We start from the raw sequence: 21,888 nt of genomic DNA, 5'->3' as shown, positions 1-21,888 counted from the left end.
TTTGAAAAGGTGCTGAAGTAATACTTTGGAATAGTTCGGCCCCGCTGATTCGCTACAATCTTTTTGTGATTGTCCGTCTGAGCCTGTCGAAGACCTGCAAACAAAAAGTATTTCCGCTGCCATCGGGTTTAGTTGGCTTTGAAACTGTTACGATCAAAATTTGCCAAGCGAAGATTTTGGTTAAAGCCCTAATGCTTATTTTAAAACCGTAGGTTGAAACCAACGGACAAAGTCAAGGAGTGTGTTAAGTATGTTTTAGGAAGGTGAGATTAACTCGTGTTTGGTTTTATTCACTATATTTAATTCATGAAAATGCTAAAATCGCTCTATTTAACTTTCAGTTTAGTTTGCTTAATCAGCTTTGCTCATGCCGCAATGCTCGGAACTCCGGAAATCATCATACTTCTTGTTGTTTGCATCTTATTAATGGTTCCAATAGGATTGATCGTTTGGTTAATTGTTTATCTTGTTAAGAGGAACAATCGTTAAAATACCGCTTGACTTTTCTATTTCTTTTTGGCTAATATCTCTGTTGTCATTTCGATCGAAGTGGAGAAATATTTATAATTAGCCTCCAAAGGATTTCTGTATTCAAAAATTTAAATCACGTTACAGTAGACTGCAATATCGCAACCACTTGCAGATATAAATAGTAGTAACCAGAACAAACCTCGCAGGTTTTGAAAACCTGCGAGGTTTAAACATTACATTTTTGTACTTTTGCGGCTATGTCAGTTATTAAACCCTCATTAGCAAAAGGTACACGCGATTTTACGCCCATTGAAATGGTAAAACGCAACTTTATTTACGATACCATTAAATCGGTTTTCAAAAAATATGGTTACGCAGAAATTCAAACCCCAAGTTTTGAAAACCTCTCTACACTAACAGGAAAGTACGGCGATGAAGGCGATAAATTGATCTTTAAAATTCTGAATAGTGGGGAGTACTTAAAAGATGCGAAGAAGAAATCGTTCAACTTTTCAGAAGAAGAAATCAGCAATAAACTAATTCCATTAATCTCCGAAAAAGCACTTCGATACGATCTAACCGTTCCTTTCGCTCGTTACGTGGTGATGCATCAACATGAAATTACCTTACCATTCAAGCGCTTTCAAGTTCAACCAGTTTGGCGAGCCGACAGGCCGCAAAAAGGTAGATATCGTGAATTTTACCAATGCGATGTTGACGTTGTTGGCTCGGAAAGTTTATTAAACGAAGCAGAATTTATCCTGATTTACAATGAGGCTTTAGCCAAACTTGGCTTAAAAGATTTCACCATAAAAATAAATAATAGAAAAATTCTATCAGGCATTGCTGAGATTATAGGTAAACCTGATTTAATTATCGACATGACTGTCGCTATCGATAAACTCGATAAAATTGGTTTGGATGGAGTGAGTAAAGAATTACTAGAGCGTGGTTTTACAGAAGATGATTTAGAAAAACTTCGCCCTGTTATTTTGCTGGAGGGAAATAACGAAGAGAAACTTACGAGCTTGAAACAAGTTTTGGCATTATCAGAAACTGGATTAAAAGGCGTTTCCGAAATTGAGCAGGTTTTTGATTATGTAGAAAGCTTGATTTCTTACGGCTTACCCTTAACGGCTAAATTAGAATTAGATATTACTTTGGCTCGTGGGTTAAACTATTACACAGGTTGCATTTTCGAAGTTAAAACTAATGAGGTTGCAATGGGAAGCATCGGCGGCGGCGGTCGTTATGATGATTTAACTGGAATGTTTGGCTTAAAAGATTTAACAGGAGTCGGCGTTTCATTCGGAGCTGATAGAATTTACGATGTATTGGAAGAACTGAATCTTTTCCCTGCATCAGCAGAAATTGGAACTAAAGTTTTAATCAGTAATTTCGATGCCGAAGCAGAAAAATATGCATTACCAATTTTGCAGCAACTTAGAAATGCAGGTATTGCCGCAGAGCTTTACCCATCATCAGCGAAGCTAAAAAAACAAATGGCTTATGCCGATGCCAAGAACATTCCGTATGTAATTTTAATTGGTGGCGATGAAATTGCGAGTGGCGAATTAACACTAAAAGATATGCAAAGTGGTGAGCAGAAAAAACTAACGGTTCTGGGCATTTTGGATTTGTTGAAATAAGTCACAATTTTTTCGGAATTCAAATACTTAAAACAATTCTTTGGTCTAAATCATTATCTATCAATAAAACTTAAAGTTATGATAGACCCAAAAGACGAAGATTATTCGAACGATCCGAACGATGCTTTACGTAGAGAGGACGATACAGAAAACATCAATGAATTAGATGGCGACGATACCAACATAGAACACGATAAAGATTTGTTGGAACAAGCTGATGAAGCATCAAGAGCATCATACGAACTTAATGTGGATGATCTGAAAGATGATGAAGAAGATTTAGATGATTAAAAAAGAAAGCCGTTGATTCGCAGATTAATATCTGAAAATCAACGGCTTTTTATTTTGACTTTTGGGTTGCCTTCCGCCCTATACCTTTGTACCCCAACCTTACTTGGCTTTCGGCTTATAAGTTTCAGGATTTATTGCCGCAACAGTCCATCCTTTTAAAAACGAGTTGATTTTTTTTACATCATGCCCAACTTTCTTTTTACCATTTCCACCGATTTCATCAGTTTCTAAATAGGCGGAATTTTCGATGTGCAATACTTTTCCTTTTCCATCCAGAACCACAAAAACAGGGTAACCAAAACGGTTAGGAAAACCTAAATATTTCATGGCTTCATCGTTATGATGATCTTTATCCCAATTCACCAAAACGTATTCGTAATTATCATTGATGGTTTGCTTCAATACTGCAGTTGTGTCAACCAAGTTATGAAATGCAATACACCAACTGCACCAGTTTCCACCTACCTGTACTAAAACATGTTTATTTGCCTTTGCAGCCTTATCAGTTGCAGCCTTAATGTCGGCAATAGCATTTGCTTCTGGATTATAAATGTGAACGCCATCGGTTTTAGCCTGGCTAAATGAAGCTGTAGATATAAATATCACAGCTAATATTGTGAATAATTTTTTCATGCCTTTTAGAATGTTAAAGCAAAAATAATAAAGTCGACTAACTTAATAGATTTTTAGCAAATTCTTTACAGAAGAAATACATTCTGCAAAAACATATCTTTGCGTATTAATGGATTTTTTAGATATACATACGCATCAAACGGCACAACAAAAAGGTGTAGCAAGCATCCAAAGCTTATCGTTAACGAGCGATATTTTTCTGGCTATGCCAAAAACAAAAGCCATTTCAATTGGCCTTCATCCCTGGTACGCTACACTTGATAAATTGGACTTGCAGATGAAATATATGAGCGTTTTGGCTAATCAAGCAAATGTTAAATTAATTGGTGAATGTGGATTAGATAAACTCATAGGTGAAAATATCGAGAATCAGATTACCATTTTGGAAAAGCAAATTGCATTAGCAGAAAAGCTAGGCAAACCGTTGATTTTACATTGTGTTAAATCTTTCTCAGAATTAATTGGTGTTAAAGATCGATTGAAAGTTAAAGTGCCAATGATTATTCATGGTTTTAACAAAAATGAAGCTCTTGGGAAACAACTTTTGAGTAAAGGTTTCTTGCTTTCCTTCGGAATATCAATTTTAAAAGAGAATTCTGGTGCAGCAAAATTAATTCAGCATTATGATAATTTCTTTCTAGAAACTGATGATTCGGAAACATCGATTGAGGAAATTTATCAAACCGCAGCAAATTTAAAAAAATGTTCGGTTGATGAATTGAAAGCCCTTATTTTTGCAAACTGGAAAAAATTGAATTTAATTAGATAATTGCCACGGAAACACAGAAATGACGGAAAACTTTGAGAAATTTATTCTGTGTAAATCCGTGTTTCCGTGGCAGAGAAAAATAATATCTTGATAGCACTTAATTTTTGCGAAGTGGATAAATTGAATTTGCTATAACCGTTTTACCTTCAGTTTTTTACTTTTTACTTTACACTTTTTACTTAAAAAATGTCTGATACAAACTGGCTTTCACGCTCCGCCCTTTTAGTTGGGAATGATGGAATTGACAAACTCCAATCTAAACACGTTTTAGTTATTGGTTTAGGAGGCGTTGGTTCTTTTGCAGCCGAATTTATTTGTCGCTCGGGTATTGGCGAAATGACTATTGTTGATGGCGATGTAGTTGATCCGACCAATCGGAACAGGCAGTTGCCGGCTTTGGCAACAAATCATGGCGTAAGTAAAGCTGCAATTATGCAAGAGCGCTTGCTAGCCATTAATCCCGAATTAAAACTTCATGTGGTAAATACCTTCCTCACGCCAGAGAAATGTAGAGAAATTTTAGAATCCAACTTTGATTATATAATGGATTGTATTGATAGTGTAATGCCAAAAATTACCCTATTAGGAACCGCGTTGGAAAAAAATATTCCAATTGTAAGCTCTATGGGTGCAGGTGGTAAAATGGACCCAACCAGATTAAGAATTGCCATGTTACCCGATACCTATCAATGTGTTTTTGCCAGTTATGTACGCAAAAGATTAAATAAACTCCAAAATGCATCTAAAATAAAAGCTGTTTTTTCAACTGAGCAAATGGACAAAAACTCGATGATTATGACCGATGGAAGTAATTTCAAACGTTCGGCTTATGGAACAGTTTCTTATTTACCCGCAGCTTTTGGAGGTGCTTGCGCATCAGTAGTAATCCGCGATTTACTGGGTTTAAAAATTGAAATGGCCGAAAGACCATTAAGAATCAGCCATAAAACTTTAGCAAAAAGAAAAACCAAAAAGAAATAGTTTTTGATCAATTGTTAATATCCTGATTTCGTACAAATTTTAAATTGTTGTAAGTTTAAAATTCTGAAAACGAAATCATTTTATGCCCCAACCACTTAAAATTCTTCAAGCCTCCGCAGGTTCTGGTAAAACATTCAGTCTTACCGCACACTACCTAACTCTGCTTTTTTCTGGCGATAATAAATATCGAGAAATTTTGGCTGTAACCTTTACCAACAAGGCTACAGAAGAAATGAAAACCAGAATTCTGGAAGTTCTACATGGCTTGGCTAAAGGCGATCCTTCGAAAAAAATTGAAGATTATCGGAAATTAATTTTAGATGCTTATCCCACTTTAAGCACTCAAGAACTCCAGGTTAAAGCCGATAAAATTTATCGTAAAATCCTCCATGATTATAGTCGCTTTTCGGTTAGCACGATTGATGGTTTTGTGCAAAAAGTAATTCGTGGTTTCGCTTTCGAGCTGGGTTTAAATGCTGATTATAATTTAGAAATGAATTATGATAAGGTAAAAGATGACCTGGTAAACAAGTTGGATGAAGCTTTAGATACCAATAAACAGCTTTTACAGTGGATTATCGATTTAGCGATTGAACGCATCAGCGATAATAAAAGCTGGAATTATAAATTCGAACTCTATAATTTAATTGGTGAAATATTTTCAGAGCGTTTTCAGATTTTTGAAGATGCAGTTAGCGAACTTGGCTTAGAAAATATAGATGAACTGTTTAAGAGATACATCAGTGTTACTAAAGATGAAATCAAAAATTTCGAGAGCGAAATTATTCAACTTGCCAAAGATGCACACGAAGCACTTGAAGTTTTAGGTGTAGAAAATGACCAGCTTAAAGGAAAATCAAGAAGTCCATTAACCAAATTAATTTTGGTTGCCCGTGGCGATTTCTCTAAAATAGAACCGATTTTTAATATCATTGATGAGCCAGAAGAATGGTTTCAGAAAAATGCAAGCATAGCTGAAGCGTACGATACAATAAATCCCATTTTAAAAAAGATAGAGGCTCATTATTTAACACATCTACCAAATTATCAGCTTGCAATTGCTTTCAATAAAAACCTCTATTATTTAAGGTTAATGCAAGAAATTGCTGTTCTATTAAAAGAATATCGGGCAGAAAACGATAACCTTTTAATAAGTGATGCACAGAAATTAATCTCAGGAATTACAGAAGACGCGGGCGATAATCCTTCTTTTATCTGGGAAAAAGTTGGCAATCGTTATCGGAACTTCCTGTTTGATGAATTTCAAGATACCTCGACCAGTCAATGGGGAAGTTTTAAATCTTTGCTTACCAATGCAATGGCAACACCAAGTGAGGATTTGATCGACCATTTAATTGTCGGCGATACGAAGCAATCTATTTACCGTTGGCGAAATGGCGATTGGAACATCCTGCATAAACATGCCAAAAACGATGTTGGAATAAATAATATATTGGAGGATAGCTTAGCAGAAAATTATCGCAGCACAGAGAATATCATTACGTTTAATAATGTTCTTTATCGTTCCATTCCAATTACTTTACAAAACGAATTGAATACAAGTTTAGCCACTAAACCCGATGGAATTTCCAATTGGTGGACAGGTGAACATTACGACCAAATTATAACAGATATTTACGCAGGTTCTACACAAAAATTTGCAGCAAACACACTTAAAGGCGGAACAATAAAAATTAAAAAATTCGGCAAAGAACATGTTCCTGATGAAACTCGTTTCACCGAAACCACTTTTAGAGATATTGCTTTAGATGATGTTATCAATGAAATTAAAATCTTAAAAGACGAGCAAAATTATGCTTTGAAAGACATTGCGATTTTGGTGCGTTCAAATAGCGAAGCTTTGCTTACTGTTCGCAAGTTAATGGAGCAAAATCTTCCTGTGTTATCGGGCGATGCTTTATTAATTTCAAACAATTCGGCGATACAATTAATCATCAACACCTTAAAGGTATTAATTAGCCTGGAATCGCAAAGCGCACTTTATAAAGCAAACTGTATTGCGCTCTATCATTCGTTGCATGAGAAAGAAGCTGATGCAAATCACTATATTAATCTCACAGTTAAACCCTTAAATCAACTTTCGGCAGTATTACCACCTGCCTTGTGCGAAAACTGGCAAAGCTGGTTACAATTGCCTTTACCCGAGTTAGTCGAAATTTTAATAGAAAGTTATGGTTTAAAACCCTTGACAGCTCACTTGCCTTATCTTTTGGCTTTTAGAGATTTAACTGCATCAGCAGGTAAACTAGGAGAAAAAGGAATTATTGCATTTTTAACCTGGTGGGATGAGGATGGCGTTAAAAAATCACTTCCATCTCCAGAAGGCGCAGATGCAATTCAAATTATTACCATCCATAAATCAAAAGGATTGGCTTTCAGGGCAGTTTTCGTTCCATTCTGCAATTGGGAAGTGAAAGGAAAAACAAATTCAACTTTTTGGGTATCATCAGAAGAAACAGTTTACAAAGAATTGAAAGGCATTCCATTAAAATATAACGAAGCGCTAGCCGATTCGGCAATTGCCAAAGCTTATTATGAAGAACTGTTGTATAATAATATGGATGCTTTAAATATGCTTTATGTTGCCACAACCCGGTCTAAAGATTACTTATACATCGCCACAATGGCGAAAAAAGAATTAAAATTATCGAATATGGGCGATGTAATTAATTTTACTTTTGATGGCCAATTTGATGAAAATGGGGTTTATGAGATTGTAGATTATATATCAGTAGAAAGCAAAAATGAAGAAACTGATTTTATCGCCTTAAAACATTATCCAACGACTACCAGATTATCTGAATTATATATTTCATCCGAAGAAAAACATTTGAAGCATTTGGTAAACATCGAAAAATCGGGTAGGAAAGGTTCTTTATTGCATGATATTCTGGCAAATGCAAGTGCAGAAAAAGAGGTTGATGATTATTTAACAAATTTAATTTTAGAAGGAATTGTACCGGAAGATGAAAAAGATACCTTAAAATTAAAAGCTTTAGAAGTATTAGAAAATTCGGATTTAAAAGCAGTGCTAAGCAAAGCAACTGGCAGTATTACCGAAAAAAATATTATAGATGCGAAAGGTAAACTTCACCGCCCAGATCGTATTTTATTCAATAACGATGAAGTAATTATCCTCGATTATAAATTTACGCTTACCGAAAGCGACAGGCACATTGAGCAAGTAGAAAATTATAAAAACCTACTTTTAGATATGGGCCACAGCAATGTTAAAACCTATTTGTTTTACGCCGTTAGCGGTAAATTAAAGTTAGTGTAAATGATTAAGCCATTTTTAAAAGAAGTTGCCGAAGATTTAATTGAAAAATTTGGAGCCAATCTCCAACATTGTGCCATTGTTTTTAATAATAAGCGGCCATCTGCTTATCTGCAAAAATACTTAGCCGATATCATTAAAAAACCGTTTTTCAGCCCTTCTTTTTATACCATACAAGAGTTTTTTGCCAGTGCAACAAAATATAAAATTGCTGATTTTTACTTGCAGTTTTTTACACTTCATAAAATATATAATCAGCTATTGGCTGAAGAAAACTTAGAACCCATTTCGAGTCATAAATTCTTTCCTTTAGCGAAGATAATTTTAAGCGATTTTACCCAAATTGATAATGATTTAGTTGATGCTGAAAAACTATATCGCGATTTAGAAGACATTTCAGTTATCAATAAAGATTTCGATTATTTAAGTCCTGAACAATACCAGTTTTTAGCACAATTCTGGACTTCCTATTCTGAAGGAAAACACAAGAAACAGCAAGAACTTTTTATTAAAATGTGGCGGAGAATGCCAAAGCTGTATTATAAATTCCACACTACCTTAAAAGAACAGGATTATTTAACCAATGGTTATGTTTATCGTCATTTGGCAGAGGAAATAGAAAACCAAAAAAACTTGCCTGTAAACTTCGAAAAGGGTAAAATTATTTTTATTGGATTTAATGCTTTAACCAGCGCCGAGGTCAAAATATTCACACAATTACAAGAGGCTGATAAAGCCTTGTTTTACTTCGATGCCGATGAGTATTATTTAAACGATCCTTTACAGGAGGCGGGATTATTTTTAAGAAAAAACCTGAATCTCTTAGGTTTAAAAAATGTATTCGAACATAAGCCAAGCTTGATGAAAACCGAAGAACATCGGGTTAATGTTTTTAAAGTTCAGGGACAATCGGCGCAAGCCAAAATTCTTAATAATATTTTAGAAGATGATTATTCGTTAAGCAATGAGGTAGGTTCTACCGTCGTGGTTTTAGCCGATGAAAGTTTACTATTACCAGCCTTACAAACCATCCCTGCAATTTATAATGGCCAGGCAATCGACCTGAATGTAACCATGGGTTTTGCTTTATCTACATCAAGTATTTTTGGTTTAGCCGATTTATGGTTTTCATCTCAACTGGAAATTATACATACTGGAAAGGTTTCTTACAAAAACGTAGAAGCTTTTTTAACGCATCCATTAACAGGATTAACGCAAAAAATGCGTGATAAAATTTTAACAGCATTATTAACGGAAAACGAAGTAGAAATTGCCCATACAAGACTTTTAAGGCAAAGCGGCTTATTCGAAGTTTTCTACAAACAAATCGATAGTCCGAAAAATGTTGTTCCATACCTGTTAGCAGTTTTAGATTTTATTTTAACCCGATTATCGAATGCAAAAACGTTAAAGAAAATCGACGCTGAACTTTTTGTTAAAACCATACAAGAACTAAACCGCTTACACGATACTTTTGGCAAACATATTGGCGATGAAGAAATTCAGTTTGTAATCTACCTGGTTCAAAAATCGTTGCAAGCTGTTGCTGTACCACTATCTGGCGATCCACTGAATGGAATTCAGTTAATGGGTTTATTAGAAACCAGAAATTTGAATTTTGATAAAGTTGTTATCTTAGGTTTTAACGAAGGAATTATACCTAAATCATCCATCGGAAATAGCTTTATTCCAGATAGTATTCGTAGGGTTTACGGCTTACCAGTGCTGGAGAATCTCGATGCCATTTCATCTTACATGGTTTACCGTTTAATGCAAAGGGCGAAAAACATCAACTTTGTTTACAACAGTTTAACTGATGAAAGTACTTCAGGCGAAGCCAGTAGAATTTTAAAACAACTGGAATATGAAAGTGGATTTGATTTCACCTATAACGAACTTAATTTAGATGTTAAAACGGAGCCTTTTAAAGAGGTTCGTATGGAGAAAACTAATAATATTTTTATTCAGGAAACGCTTCAAAAATATCTTGATAAAAAGAAGATAATTTCTCCATCGGCTTTAACACAATACATTTCAAATCCGATAGATTTTTTCTTTAACTACATCGCTGGCATAAAAGAACCAAAAGAGGTAAGTGCGGTGGTAGAAGCAAACGAAATTGGTTCGATTTTGCACAAGGTGATGGAATATTTTTATCAGGATTTGATGAAAGCAGAAATTACCGCCGACCTGATTAAAGAGAAAAGGAAACAGATTCCATCGTTAATCGAAAAAGCTTTTAACTCGGTCATGTTCAACCATCCTGATAAAGTGATGGAGTATAAAGGCATGCAAAAGGTTATTCTATCTATTGTAGATGCTTATGTTAATATTATTGTAAATCAGGATATTTCTCAAACACCTTTCAATATTATTAGCTTGGAACAAAAGGTTGAAGCAGAAATTAGTTTTCCATTAAATGGAAAAGATGCCAGTGTTAAAATTTTCGGATATATCGACAGGGTTGATGTTAAAGATGGGATAACCAAAATAATCGATTACAAAACCGGAAGTGACAAACTTACTTTTAAAGATGTTACTGAACTTTTTAATTCGGATGGAAAAAACATCAATAAAGCATTAGTACAAACTTTACTATATACTTACGCTTATGAGCAGTTTTCGGGCAAAACTTGCGTAGAGCCTAACTTGTACGTTGTAAAAACTATGAATGATCCAATACTTGGTGGTGTTTGGTTTAAATCAAATCGTCAGGTTTTGAAAGGCGATTTTCTTGAAGAAATTAAGCCCGAATTTTTAGCAGAACTCAGAAAAAAATTAACGGAGTTATTTGAAGCACCATATTTTGTAACAAGCGCAATTGAAGATAATTACAAGTATTCAATTTATAAAACGCTGTTTGGGAAGTAGATTTTTAACCGCAAAAGAACACTAATTTAAGGGCAAAATTAACCACAGAGTACATAAAGAATACACTAAGCACACAGAGCTAGCTAGCAAAAACTAAAATCTCATTTTTTCTCTGTGAAAACCTTTGTATGCTCTGTGGTAAAAATGTTTTTCTTACCGAAGAAAGAAAAGAAAATGAGCAAAGAACGCTACTTTAAGGGTAAAATTAACCACAGAGTACACAAAGAACACACAGAGGTAGTTTACTAAAGCTAAAACCTCATCATCTTCTCTGTGAAAACCTCTGTGCGCTCTGTGGTAAAAAAATCCTCTGACCGTAAAGAAAAAAAATTCGAAGAATAAAGCGAAACCCTATAGCCTCATCGTCATTGCGAGGTACGAAGCAATCTAAAAACTTTCTCTAATAAACCCATAGCCTTAGGATTGCTTCGTGCCTCGCAATGACGACCACCTAAAAGAAAAAATTTTGCGCCCTTTGCAGTTAATCTCTTAAATTTAAAAATGCTTACCCTCAACTTCACCAAATTTCCAAACCTCGAAACCGAACGATTGATTCTTCGCGAGCATGCACTTTCTGATGCAGAAACATTATTCGCCATGCGCACCAACGAAACGGTAATGAAATACATCGACCGGGAAAGGCCTAAAGATTTACTAGAAATCAAATCATTCATCACCACCTTTAACGATGGTTTCGAAAATGGCGATAATCTAGCCTGGGTAATTGCATTGAAGGAGAACCCGAACCTGATGATTGGATCCATTGGTTATTGGAGAACTGATTTCGCCAACCACAGAGCAGAAATCGGTTACATGCTTAACCCCGAATATTGGCGCAAGGGCTTTATCTCTGAAGCACTTAAAAGAACAATCGACTTCGGTTTTGAAGATATGAACTTGCACACCATCAAAGCAAATATTAATGTAGAAAACGATGCGTCAAGACAAATGCTTATCAAACACGGTTTCGTTAAAGAAGCTCATTTTAAACAGGATTTTTATTTTAGAGGTCAATTTTTAGATAGCGAGATTTATGGATTGTTGAATCCTAATCATTAAATCAAACCATAATATTTTTATAATTGACCATGTATCGTTTAAACAGAACAGCATTTAAAGCACAAACTGCAGTAGAAGCCTCAAAATCTTATGCCGAATATTATCGTACTTTAACTTGGCAATAACGTTTGCGAATTATTTAAACAATATTGCTTACAATTTCCCTGAAGGTAAGCCAACACGCTTGGATTGAACAAAGTTTAGTGTTAGAGCAAGGAATAAGTAATGGGAAATATTTTCAATGAATATTGCAGTATTTTCAATCTACATATTTCGGAAAAAACAAAAAATCTGATACAAAAACAAGTTTCAATAAAGCAATACGAAATAATATTTCAGACCCTTCATAATAACAGAAAATCCAAAGGCTAAAAAGCTGTGAAAAACTTCATTATCAACCATAATTATTACAAAATAGAGGCTTAATTCCCTTTGGTTTGGTAACGATTAATAATTATATTTGCCACCGTTATTAAAATTTACAATGAGAGAAATCCAATTTAGAGAAGCACTACGCGAAGCCATGCAAGAAGAAATGCGTAAAGATGACCGCGTTTTTTTATTAGGTGAAGAAGTAGCAGAATATAACGGAGCGTACAAAGTAAGTCAGGGCATGCTTGATGAATTTGGTGCGAAACGCATTATCGATACCCCGATTGCCGAGTTAGGTTTCGCAGGTATTGCAACTGGTGCTGCAACAGCAGGCCTTATTCCAATTGTGGAGTTCATGACTTTCAACTTCTCATTAGTAGCAATCGACCAAATTATTAACGGTGCTGCTAAAATTTTATCAATGAGTGGTGGTCAGTTCTCATGCCCTATGGTTTTCCGCGGTCCAACAGGTAACGCTGGTCAATTAGGTGCACAACACTCTCAAAACTTCGAAAACTGGTTTGCTAACACACCAGGTTTAAAAGTAGTTGTTCCATCAACTCCTTATGATGCAAAAGGATTACTTAAACAAGCAATCATTGATCCAGATCCAGTTATTTTCATGGAATCTGAAGTAATGTATGGCGATAAAGGCGATGTACCAGCAGAAGAATATTACATCGAATTTGGTAAAGCAAATGTAACCAAACAAGGTACAGATGTAACCATTGTAACTTTCGGTAAAATGTTAACCCGCGTGGTTAACCCAGCTGTTGAGGAATTAACTAAAGAAGGAATTAATGTAGAGGTTATCGATTTACGTACTGTTCGTCCGATCGATTATGATACCATTATCGAATCTGTTAAGAAAACCAACCGCTTAGTGGTAGTTGAAGAAGCTTGGCCATTGGCATCTCTTTCAGGTGAAATTGCTTTCATGGTTCAGAAAAAAGCTTTCGATTACTTGGATGCACCAGTTTTACGTATCACTTGTGCCGATGTGCCACTTCCATATTCACCAACTTTAATTGCTGCCAGCTTACCGAATGCTGATAGAGTAGTTAAAGCGGTTAAAGAAGTTATGTACGCAACAAAATAAGAAGACACTTTCAGTCTCATAGAATATTTGAAATCCTCCAAAGCAATTTGGGGGATTTTTTCTTTTTAAGAAAGTTCAATCTCTATTTTCCCACTCGCAACAAGATCGTAAAATGCACATCTTTTACCGCATCATCTCCCCAAGCTTCTTTCAATTCAGTGAACATATATTCTAACGGATTTCTCTCGTTTGCTTTTTTATAATGCTGTAAAGATGACCAGGTATTTAAATAGCCAATCATTTGGTTAAAGTTCCATTTGGTTTTAATTTGAAAATGAGGTGCAATAATTTCTTCAAAGGGGAAAGGAATTGTCTTATATCCTTCTTCGATATATCTGCGTTCGCTATCCCAATATTTCCCCAAAATATCTTCGTATAGCTTATAAATGGCTTTATCTAACTTTTTATCAATAAACATTAACCCATATCCAATTACTGCAAGCAATCCGTTGGGTTTAAGTGTTCTTTTTACTTCAGAATAAAAGGCTTCAAAATTAAACCAATGAATGGCTTGTGCCACCGTTATCAAATCAAAACTTTGGTCAGGAACATTTATTTTTTCGGCAGGCTCAACATTATAAACAATGTTTGGCATTTTCAGCGCCTGACTAAGCTGTTTCTCGCTGATATCTGTAGCATAAACTGCATTAAAATGTTGTGCCAAAACTCTTGCCACTTGGCCGTTTCCAGTTGCACAATCCCATGCGGCATCTTTATCTGTTACCAATGTAAAAAGATAATCATATAATTCCTGAGGATAAGTTGGACGATATATCGCGTATTCTGCAGATTGAGTAGAGAAGTTATCTTTCATGATAAATGTGAATGAGTTTATGAGTGATTTTTTGAATACGTTCTTGCAAATCAATTATTCTAAAACTATCTTACAAAATAAACAAAACTTATCAATTAGTGTTTAACCTTCCCATTCATAAATCCATCTCCACCCGATAACATGAATAAAAATTCAACCAATTTTCCAGCTCAAGAAATGAATGATGTTAAATATAGGCTAAAATCTATTTTCGGTGGCTCGGTAGGGAATTTGGTGGAGTGGTACGATTGGTACACCTATTCTGCTTTTGCTTTATATTTTTCTCCCGTATTTTTCCCAAATAGTAATCCAACAGCTCAACTCCTAAACACAGCTGGCATATTTGCTGTTGGCTTTTTAATGCGACCAATTGGTGGATGGTTATTTGGCAGTATCGCCGATAAAAAAGGCAGAAAAACCTCAATGGCGCTATCTGTTTTCATTATGGCGATAGGCTCATTAATTATCGGAATAACGCCGGGATATAAGCAAATTGGCATTTTCGCTCCTCTACTTTTGGTTTTCGCCAGATTAATACAAGGATTAAGTACCGGTGGAGAATATGGAACATCGGCAACTTACCTAAGCGAAATGGCTTCCAAAAAGCATCGTGGATTTTATTCAAGCTTTCAATATGTAACTTTAATCGGCGGGCAATTATTGGCATTGGGTATTCAATTAATTTTACAAAACTGGTTGCTTACATCCGAGCAACTTCACAACTGGGGATGGCGTATTCCATTTTTTGTCGGAGCCATACTTTCCTTTATTGCGCTATACCTAAGGAGGCATATTGCCGAAACGGCTGCATTTAAAAATAAAGATAAAGAAGAAAAAAAAGGCGGTGTTGCAGTATTAATGAAATACCCGAAAGAAGTTTTTACCGTGGTTGGATTAACCCTCGGCGGAACAATTGCCTTTTATACCTTTAGCACTTATATGCAAAAATTCCTTGTTAACACTGTTAATTTGAGTAAGGAAACATCAACTACCCTATCTTTTATTTCCCTTTTGGTATTCGCTATTTTACAACCTGTATTTGGTTTGTTATCCGATAAAATCGGGAGAAAACCGCTATTAATTGGTTTTGGTGTTTTAGGTACGCTTTGCACTGTTCCAATTTTAACCGGATTAGCCAATGCCACTAATACTATAATCATTTTCTTATTGATGATTGCCGCCTTAATTATAGTGAGTGGTTACACCAGCATCAATGCAGTGGTTAAAGCCGAGCTTTTTCCTGCCGAAATAAGGGCTTTGGGTGTGGGATTACCTTATGCTTTAACTGTTGCCATTTTTGGTGGAACAGCAGAATATTTTGCATTATGGTTTAAAGAAATCGGTCACGAAAGTTATTTTTATTGGTATGTAACAGGCTGTATTTTAATTTCATTGATTTTATACACCACCATGAAAGACACAAAACATCATTCAAAAATAGAGGACTAACCAAGATGCCTTACATTACCAAAAATTAGGTTAAGGTATATTTTGCAAAAAGATATGAAATTGAATCTGATAGCGAATACACCAACAGAATAACCATTTTTCTTATATTTACCATTATGCAAAACCTAGCCCCATTAGCTGAAAGAATGCGCCCTCAAAACCTTGATGAATATGTGGGGCAAAAACATTTGGTTGGGGAAGGTGCAGTTTTGCGCAAGGCGATAGAAAGCAGTCAGCTGCCATCGATGATTTTCTGGGGACCTCCAGGAGTGGGTAAAACCACCTTAGCCTATATTATCTCTCAGGCTTTAGATCGACCGTTTTTTAATTTGAGTGCTATCAATAGCGGAGTGAAAGATATTCGAGATGTAATCGATAAAGCCGCAGCATTAAAAGATAGTTTCTTAGGCTTGCCAATTTTATTTATTGATGAGATTCATCGTTTCAGTAAATCGCAACAAGATAGTTTGCTTGGTGCGGTAGAGCGTGGTTTGGTTACGTTAATTGGTGCCACAACAGAAAATCCATCGTTCGAAGTCATTTCGGCTTTACTTTCTCGGTGCCAGGTTTACATTTTAAAATCTTTATCAGAAGAAGAACTTGCAGGTTTGCTGCAAACAGCAATAAAAAAAGATACGATTCTTGCTGAAAAAAACATCACCATAAAAGAACACGAAGCTTTAATTCGATTGAGTGGCGGCGATGCGAGGAAACTTTTGAATGTTTTGGAGATTGCCATTAATGGTATTGGAGGCAATAAAATAACCTTAACAAATGAAAATGTTTTGGCACATGCACAGCAAAATCTGGCATTGTACGATAAGGCAGGCGAACAACATTACGATATTATCTCTGCATTTATCAAATCCATCCGCGGTAGCGATCCAAATGCGGCTGTTTATTGGCTTGCCCGAATGATTGAAGGTGGAGAAGATCCCTTGTTTATCGCCAGAAGGTTATTAATCCTTTCTTCTGAAGATATTGGCAATGCTAATCCGAACGCTCTGCTTTTAGCCAACAATTGTTTTACCGCTGTAAATGTTATTGGCTATCCCGAAGCGAGAATTATTTTATCGCAGTGCGTTACCTATCTGGCCAGTTCGGCAAAAAGTAATGCCTCTTACGAAGCCATTAACCATGCACAGGCCCTGGTAAAACAAACCGGAAATTTGCCTGTACCGCTTCACATTCGCAATGCTCCAACCAAATTGATGAAAAATATTGGTTATGGAAAAGACTATAAATATTCGCATGGTTATGAAGGAAACTTTGAACCGCAAGAATATTTTCCTGATGAGTTGAGCGGAACCAAGCTTTATGATCCAGGGAAAAACCCCGCCGAAGAAAAGTTGCGTGAAAAGCTGCGTCAAAATTGGAAGGATAAATACAATTATTAGTGTAACATTTAACCGTAAATGGCTACTAACAAATAAACTAATACTAAACTGATATATGCTGAGTACTTTTTTAAGCCATCAAAGGAAATCCTTCTGGCGATCCCGAAATCGAGGTGGTAGTATTGCCACACAAGTATTAATGGGTTTTTTCATGCTGTATTTTCTTGCTGTTGCGGTTGGTGTAGGCCTAGGAATGACTGTTTTTTTGCCAAAAATCTTTAAGGGAGTAGATATTATAACCAGTTTTAACGGAATCATTCTTTACTACTTTGCTTTGGATTTTGTAATGCGTTTACAATTGCAGGAACTTCCAACATTAAGCATTATTCCCTACTTACACTTAAAAGTACCAAAAAGTAAAATCATAGGGTTTTTAAATATTAAGGCTCTTTTTTCGGCTTTTAATCTTTGGCCTATCCTGCTATTCTTCCCGTTTATTTTTATGGAAATTGCTGATGAATATGGAGCATTTGCCGTGCTGATGTACATTATATCCATTCTTTCCATAACCTTATTTAACAACTACCTTATTCTGTACATCAAAAGAAAATCAATCACAAATGTATATTACACATTAGTTGGGTTTGTTATAATTGCCATTTTTGCTGCCTTCGAATATTTTAAACTGATATCTTTAATCAGTACTTCAGATTTTGTTTTTAGAGGCATCGGCGAAAAGCCATATTTAGGTTTCGGATTCACTATTGCTGCCTTAGCCATTTTTAAACTCAATTCTACATTCTTATACAATAACCTATATGTAGAAGAACTCGGTGCTAAACAAGAGAAAAAAGTAAGTACCGATTATGCTTTTCTTAATCGCTTCGGCAAAGTTGGAGAGTTGGCCGCTTTAGAACTAAAATTAATTTTACGCCATAAACGTTCTCGTTCTTCTATAATATTGGGATTTTTCTTTCTACTTTATGGATTTATGTTTTATAGAGAGAAACTAATCAACTCTGACTCTTTTGGAACAATGATGTTTGCCGGAATATTCATGACAGGCGTTAGCATCATTATATATGGTCAATTTATGTTTGCATGGCAAAGCGCCCATTTTGATGGTTTATTAAGCAATAAAATCAATTTTAAAAATTTCATTAAAGCCAAATTCTTACTGTTTACCATTGCATCAACCATTATTAGTTTACTTTCTACATTTTACGGTTTTTTAAGCTGGAAATTAGTGCTCATGCACTTTGTTTGTTACCTGTACAACATCGGTTTCGGAACTGTAATTGTACTTTATTTAGCCACATACAATTATAAAAGAATAGATATTACCAAGGCAGCTAGTTTCAATTATCAAGGCACAGGCGCAACGCAATGGTTACTGATGTTTCCTTATGCATTAACGCCAATATTAATATACTTGCCATTTAGCCTTTTGCATATTCCTTATTGGGGCCTATTCACCGTAGGTATTTTTGGAATAGTAATGCTTTTAATGCGTGGTTTTTGGGTAAACCTCATCACTGCAAAATTTGAAAAACAACGTTATAAAATAGCCGAAGGCTTTAGAGAATAATTATGATACTAGAAGTTAATAAATTGAAAAAAGTTTATGGCGATAAAACAGTTGTAAACATAGATCACATACAAATTCAGCAAGGAGAAACCATTGGTTTAGTCGGCAATAATGGTGCTGGTAAAACAACATTTTTCAGAATGCTTTTAGATTTAATTCGCCCTAGCGAGGGTGAGGTTTTATCGAAAGGTAAAAATGTTGCCGATGGTGATGAATGGAAAAATTACACTGCCTCGTTTTTGGATGAAGGTTTTTTAATTGACTATTTAACTCCTGAGGAATATTTTACTTTTATCGGAAGCTTAAATAATTTGAGCGTAGCTGATGTTGGATCTTATTTAACTCAATATGCGGAATTTTTTAATGGTGAAATTTTAAATAGTTGGAAATACATCCGCGATTTTAGTAAAGGAAACCAAAACAAAGTGGGTATTGCTGCTGCATTAATGCAAAAACCTGAACTTTTAATTTTGGATGAGCCTTTTGCCAATCTCGACCCTACAACCCAAATCAGGCTGAAAAAGATATTAAAAGAATATCCCGGAAACATGACTACTTTTATTTCCAGTCACGATTTAAATCATGTTACAGATGTTTGTAGCAGAATCATTCTGGTAGAAAAAGGTAAAGTGATTAAAGATTTCAAAACTGATGAGAATACCCTGAAAGAATTGGAAAACTACTTCTCTACATAGATTTTGTACTAAGAATGATACATTTTAGAAGAGCTGTGATAAATCATAGCTCTTTTTTTATATATAATAATATTACGACAGATGATAAAACATTAAAATTTAATTAAAATGCAGTAGCCGTATATTTTGGCATCGTGTTTGAATACGAGTGTTAGAATTATAAATCTAGATTATTATGAGTATTTCAAAAGTAAAAATAGCAACATTAAGTATAGGATTAGCGGTAGGTTCAATGGCATTCCAAAGTTGTGATAGTTTAACTAAAACACAAAAAGGTGCTGGTATTGGTGCTGCAGCAGGTGGTGTAGTTGGTGCATTAATTGGTAAAAAAGCTGGTAACACTGCAGTAGGTGCATTAATTGGTGGTGCTATTGGTGGTACAGCTGGTGCCTTTATCGGTCGTAGAATGGATAGACAGGCGGCAGAAATTCAGAAAGCAATTCCAAACGCAGAAGTTATTCGTGAAGGCGAGGGTATTATTGTAAAATTTGATAGTGGTATTTTATTCGATTTCGATAAAACTGCTTTAAAGGATGCAGCAAAAACAAATGTACAGAGCCTAGCTGCTTCATTAAACCAATATCCTGATACTGATATCAAAGTAATTGGCCATACAGATAGCCGTGGTACTGAACAATATAATATGGGTCTATCTGAAAGAAGAGCAGCAGCTGTTAAAGCTTATGCAGTTTCTCAAGGTGTTCCAGCTTCAAGATTAGTAACTATTGGTAAAGGTTTTGCAGAGCCAATTGCTGATAATGAAACTGACGCAGGCCGTGCAGCAAATCGTCGTGTTGAAATTGTAATCGTAGCAAACGATGCTTTAAAAAACACAGCTAAATCGCAAGGTTAATCATTGCATATTCCCTCTACCTATGAGGTCATTATATATCCAACCCTGGTGCTAAAACACCGGGGTTTTTTGTTATTCATTATCGCGAAGTACGAAGCAATTTCAATCGAATGCAGATTGCTTTGTTCCTTTAAATGACGGTATTTTATTAAGAATAAATATCGTCGAAGTAACCAATCACTAACGATTTCATGAGCATTTCTTGCTCTAGCATGGTGTATGGTGGAATGGCTTTGATCAACTTCCAGTGTGGCCATCCGTCTTGATCAACACCTTCCAGCTCATAAAAATCCATCTCGCTTAAAAGGCGGCAGGTAGCAATATGCATGAGTTCTTCCTTTTGACGTTTACTATACTTTTTCGGACCTTTTCCTAATTCCTGTACACCAATTAAAAAAAGCATCACCTTCAAATCAGGAAAATCCGAATCAAATTCCTGCGAAATCCGCTCTTGCAAAACTTTCCATTTGGCATTAATTTCCGATGGTTTCATAGCTGCAAAGATAGATTTAAATGAATCAGCTGAAAGCGGAAATTTGATGATGAAAAGTAAAACTTTAAATCTAAACTGTATCAAGTTCCTCATCAAAACTTATTTTAATTACATTTATAATCTATGAGTACAGATTCGAATAAAATAATTACAGCAGGTTTATTGGCTTACGGAATGTCGGGCAAAGTATTTCACGCACCCTTTTTAAATGAGCACAAAGGTTTTAATTTGAAAGCAATTGTGGAGCGAAGCAAAAAAAATGCGGAAAATGATTATCCAAATATTATCAGCTATAACAGTATTGATGAATTGTTAAATGATGAAGAAATTGAATTGGTAGTGGTGAATACGCCGAACAATCTTCATTACGAACATTCAAAAGCAGCACTTCAAAAAGGCAAGCATATCTTAGTCGAAAAGCCGTTTACGGCTACATCTGCACAAGCTAAAGAACTGTTTCAATTGGCAGATGAAGTTGGCAGGCAGATTATATTTTATCAAAATCGCCGATGGGATAGCGACTTTTCATCAGTAAAAAGAGTTTTAGCCGGTGGCAAACTCGGCAAATTAAATGAGATGCACCTTCGGTACGATCGCTACAGAAACGTTATCGGCCCTAAAGCATTTAAGGAACAGGCAATAGAGGCGAGTGGCTTAATTTACGACCTTGGTCCACACCTTTTAGATCAGGTAATCAGCCTATTTGGTAAACCAGATCAATACCATAAAATTTTAGGAAAAAACAGAGTTGATACCGCTGTTGATGACTATTTCAGTATTCAGCTTAGCTACCCGGACAGTGTATTCATATTTATTACTTCAAGCATGTTGGTGGTCGATCCGCAAGCGGCATTTGTTTTACATGGGGTAAATGGGAGCTTTATAAAACAACGTGCAGATATTCAAGAAGAACAACTTCTAGCAGGCATGAAACTTACAGATGATGGCTATGGAATTGAGCCCAAAGGAAAAGAAGGTCTGCTTACCACAATTGACGCCGATGGAAAAAAAACCGAAGAAATTATTCCATCAGAATTAGGAAGTTATTTACCTCTTTTCGAATCTGCATATCTTTCCCTAACCAATCAAAAACCTTATCCTGTTACAAGGGAAGACGTTTTAATCCAGTTGGAAATATTAGAAAGCTAAATAAAACCCAGCAACAA

At 35.5% G+C, this 21,888-nt stretch carries 17 protein-coding genes; 14 read left to right on the top strand and 3 right to left on the bottom strand.

Features of this window, described 5'->3' with window-relative positions; translation table 11 throughout:
* Nucleotides 1-728 precede the first annotated feature (728 nt).
* A complete protein-coding gene (gene hisS / locus LUA91_RS09210; RefSeq protein ID WP_231425752.1) occupies nucleotides 729-2,120 on the top strand; it encodes a histidine--tRNA ligase in 1,392 nt (463 codons plus the stop codon).
* 78 nt (nucleotides 2,121-2,198) lie between these two features.
* Nucleotides 2,199-2,411 (top strand): hypothetical protein, encoded by a 213-nt coding sequence (locus LUA91_RS09205; protein ID WP_231425751.1) that lies wholly within the window; start codon nucleotides 2,199-2,201, stop codon nucleotides 2,409-2,411.
* Between the two features lie 99 nt (nucleotides 2,412-2,510).
* Here LUA91_RS09205 and LUA91_RS09200 read toward each other — a convergent pair whose 3' ends face one another.
* Entirely contained in the window at nucleotides 2,511-3,044 is a 534-nt protein-coding gene (locus LUA91_RS09200) for a thioredoxin family protein (protein ID WP_231425750.1), read from the bottom strand.
* Between the two features lie 109 nt (nucleotides 3,045-3,153).
* Here LUA91_RS09200 and LUA91_RS09195 point away from each other — a divergent pair, with 109 nt between their 5' ends.
* The 6 genes from LUA91_RS09195 to LUA91_RS09170 all read left to right on the top strand — a co-directional run bounded on the left by LUA91_RS09195 (nucleotide 3,154) and on the right by LUA91_RS09170 (nucleotide 13,493).
* Nucleotides 3,154-3,813, top strand: coding sequence for a TatD family hydrolase (locus LUA91_RS09195; protein ID WP_231425749.1), 660 nt, complete (start codon nucleotides 3,154-3,156; stop codon nucleotides 3,811-3,813).
* Between the two features lie 186 nt (nucleotides 3,814-3,999).
* Complete coding sequence (locus LUA91_RS09190) at nucleotides 4,000-4,794, top strand: ThiF family adenylyltransferase (protein WP_231425748.1); 795 nt, start codon at nucleotides 4,000-4,002, stop codon at nucleotides 4,792-4,794.
* An 82-nt stretch (nucleotides 4,795-4,876) separates the two neighbouring features.
* Nucleotides 4,877-8,095: an exodeoxyribonuclease V subunit beta gene (locus tag LUA91_RS09185; RefSeq protein WP_231425747.1), complete on the top strand. Its 3,219-nt coding sequence runs from the start codon at nucleotides 4,877-4,879 to the stop codon at nucleotides 8,093-8,095.
* On the top strand, nucleotides 8,096-10,963 hold the full coding sequence (locus LUA91_RS09180; RefSeq protein WP_231425746.1) for a PD-(D/E)XK nuclease family protein: 2,868 nt from the start codon (nucleotides 8,096-8,098) through the stop codon (nucleotides 10,961-10,963).
* Between the two features lie 501 nt (nucleotides 10,964-11,464).
* The gene (locus LUA91_RS09175) at nucleotides 11,465-12,022 is read left to right on the top strand and encodes a GNAT family N-acetyltransferase (protein WP_231425745.1); all 558 of its coding nucleotides are present in this window, start codon (nucleotides 11,465-11,467) and stop codon (nucleotides 12,020-12,022) included.
* A 484-nt stretch (nucleotides 12,023-12,506) separates the two neighbouring features.
* The gene (locus LUA91_RS09170) at nucleotides 12,507-13,493 is read left to right on the top strand and encodes a pyruvate dehydrogenase complex E1 component subunit beta (protein ID WP_056848203.1); all 987 of its coding nucleotides are present in this window, start codon (nucleotides 12,507-12,509) and stop codon (nucleotides 13,491-13,493) included.
* An 82-nt stretch (nucleotides 13,494-13,575) separates the two neighbouring features.
* Here LUA91_RS09170 and LUA91_RS09165 read toward each other — a convergent pair whose 3' ends face one another.
* On the bottom strand, nucleotides 13,576-14,307 hold the full coding sequence (locus LUA91_RS09165; RefSeq protein ID WP_231425744.1) for a class I SAM-dependent methyltransferase: 732 nt from the start codon (nucleotides 14,305-14,307) through the stop codon (nucleotides 13,576-13,578).
* A 141-nt stretch (nucleotides 14,308-14,448) separates the two neighbouring features.
* On the opposite strand from LUA91_RS09165, the gene LUA91_RS09160 reads away from it, so the two are divergent.
* From LUA91_RS09160 to LUA91_RS09140, 5 genes are all read left to right on the top strand, one after another.
* Nucleotides 14,449-15,756: an MFS transporter gene (locus LUA91_RS09160; RefSeq protein ID WP_231425743.1), complete on the top strand. Its 1,308-nt coding sequence runs from the start codon at nucleotides 14,449-14,451 to the stop codon at nucleotides 15,754-15,756.
* A 116-nt stretch (nucleotides 15,757-15,872) separates the two neighbouring features.
* Entirely contained in the window at nucleotides 15,873-17,153 is a 1,281-nt protein-coding gene (locus LUA91_RS09155) for a replication-associated recombination protein A (protein ID WP_231425742.1), read from the top strand.
* Nucleotides 17,154-17,208: 55 nt separating this feature from the next.
* On the top strand, nucleotides 17,209-18,681 hold the full coding sequence (locus tag LUA91_RS09150) for a DUF5687 family protein (protein ID WP_231425741.1): 1,473 nt from the start codon (nucleotides 17,209-17,211) through the stop codon (nucleotides 18,679-18,681).
* Between the two features lie 2 nt (nucleotides 18,682-18,683).
* Complete coding sequence (locus LUA91_RS09145) at nucleotides 18,684-19,376, top strand: ABC transporter ATP-binding protein (protein ID WP_231425740.1); 693 nt, start codon at nucleotides 18,684-18,686, stop codon at nucleotides 19,374-19,376.
* A 175-nt stretch (nucleotides 19,377-19,551) separates the two neighbouring features.
* On the top strand, nucleotides 19,552-20,229 hold the full coding sequence (locus LUA91_RS09140) for an OmpA family protein (protein ID WP_200926304.1): 678 nt from the start codon (nucleotides 19,552-19,554) through the stop codon (nucleotides 20,227-20,229).
* A gap of 148 nt (nucleotides 20,230-20,377) precedes the next feature.
* Here LUA91_RS09140 and LUA91_RS09135 read toward each other — a convergent pair whose 3' ends face one another.
* Nucleotides 20,378-20,722 carry a hypothetical protein gene (locus tag LUA91_RS09135; protein WP_231425819.1) on the bottom strand — a complete coding sequence of 115 codons (345 nt, stop codon included), beginning with the start codon at nucleotides 20,720-20,722 and terminating at the stop codon, nucleotides 20,378-20,380.
* A gap of 123 nt (nucleotides 20,723-20,845) precedes the next feature.
* On the opposite strand from LUA91_RS09135, the gene LUA91_RS09130 reads away from it, so the two are divergent.
* Complete coding sequence (locus LUA91_RS09130; RefSeq protein WP_231425739.1) at nucleotides 20,846-21,871, top strand: Gfo/Idh/MocA family oxidoreductase; 1,026 nt, start codon at nucleotides 20,846-20,848, stop codon at nucleotides 21,869-21,871.
* Nucleotides 21,872-21,888 lie beyond the last annotated feature (17 nt).

Source organism: Pedobacter sp. Leaf250 (assembly GCF_920984735.1).
Lineage (GTDB): Bacteria > Bacteroidota > Bacteroidia > Sphingobacteriales > Sphingobacteriaceae > Pedobacter.
This window is presented reverse-complemented; position numbering and strand designations above follow the sequence as displayed.

Excerpts from the sequence above, each read along its gene's own strand:
- LUA91_RS09165 (WP_231425744.1), bottom strand. The coding sequence starts at position 14,307 with ATGAAAGATAACTTCTCTACTCAATCTGCAGAATACGCGATATATCGT.
- hisS (WP_231425752.1), top strand. The coding sequence starts at position 729 with ATGTCAGTTATTAAACCCTCATTAGCAAAAGGTACACGCGATTTTACG.
- LUA91_RS09140 (WP_200926304.1), top strand. The coding sequence starts at position 19,552 with ATGAGTATTTCAAAAGTAAAAATAGCAACATTAAGTATAGGATTAGCG.
- LUA91_RS09155 (WP_231425742.1), top strand. The coding sequence starts at position 15,873 with ATGCAAAACCTAGCCCCATTAGCTGAAAGAATGCGCCCTCAAAACCTT.
- LUA91_RS09170 (WP_056848203.1), top strand. The coding sequence starts at position 12,507 with ATGAGAGAAATCCAATTTAGAGAAGCACTACGCGAAGCCATGCAAGAA.
- LUA91_RS09175 (WP_231425745.1), top strand. The coding sequence starts at position 11,465 with ATGCTTACCCTCAACTTCACCAAATTTCCAAACCTCGAAACCGAACGA.
- LUA91_RS09130 (WP_231425739.1), top strand. The coding sequence starts at position 20,846 with ATGAGTACAGATTCGAATAAAATAATTACAGCAGGTTTATTGGCTTAC.
- LUA91_RS09205 (WP_231425751.1), top strand. The coding sequence starts at position 2,199 with ATGATAGACCCAAAAGACGAAGATTATTCGAACGATCCGAACGATGCT.
- LUA91_RS09185 (WP_231425747.1), top strand. The coding sequence starts at position 4,877 with ATGCCCCAACCACTTAAAATTCTTCAAGCCTCCGCAGGTTCTGGTAAA.
- LUA91_RS09160 (WP_231425743.1), top strand. The coding sequence starts at position 14,449 with ATGAATAAAAATTCAACCAATTTTCCAGCTCAAGAAATGAATGATGTT.
- LUA91_RS09150 (WP_231425741.1), top strand. The coding sequence starts at position 17,209 with ATGCTGAGTACTTTTTTAAGCCATCAAAGGAAATCCTTCTGGCGATCC.
- LUA91_RS09135 (WP_231425819.1), bottom strand. The coding sequence starts at position 20,722 with ATGAAACCATCGGAAATTAATGCCAAATGGAAAGTTTTGCAAGAGCGG.
- LUA91_RS09190 (WP_231425748.1), top strand. The coding sequence starts at position 4,000 with ATGTCTGATACAAACTGGCTTTCACGCTCCGCCCTTTTAGTTGGGAAT.
- LUA91_RS09145 (WP_231425740.1), top strand. The coding sequence starts at position 18,684 with ATGATACTAGAAGTTAATAAATTGAAAAAAGTTTATGGCGATAAAACA.
- LUA91_RS09195 (WP_231425749.1), top strand. The coding sequence starts at position 3,154 with ATGGATTTTTTAGATATACATACGCATCAAACGGCACAACAAAAAGGT.
- LUA91_RS09200 (WP_231425750.1), bottom strand. The coding sequence starts at position 3,044 with ATGAAAAAATTATTCACAATATTAGCTGTGATATTTATATCTACAGCT.
- LUA91_RS09180 (WP_231425746.1), top strand. The coding sequence starts at position 8,096 with ATGATTAAGCCATTTTTAAAAGAAGTTGCCGAAGATTTAATTGAAAAA.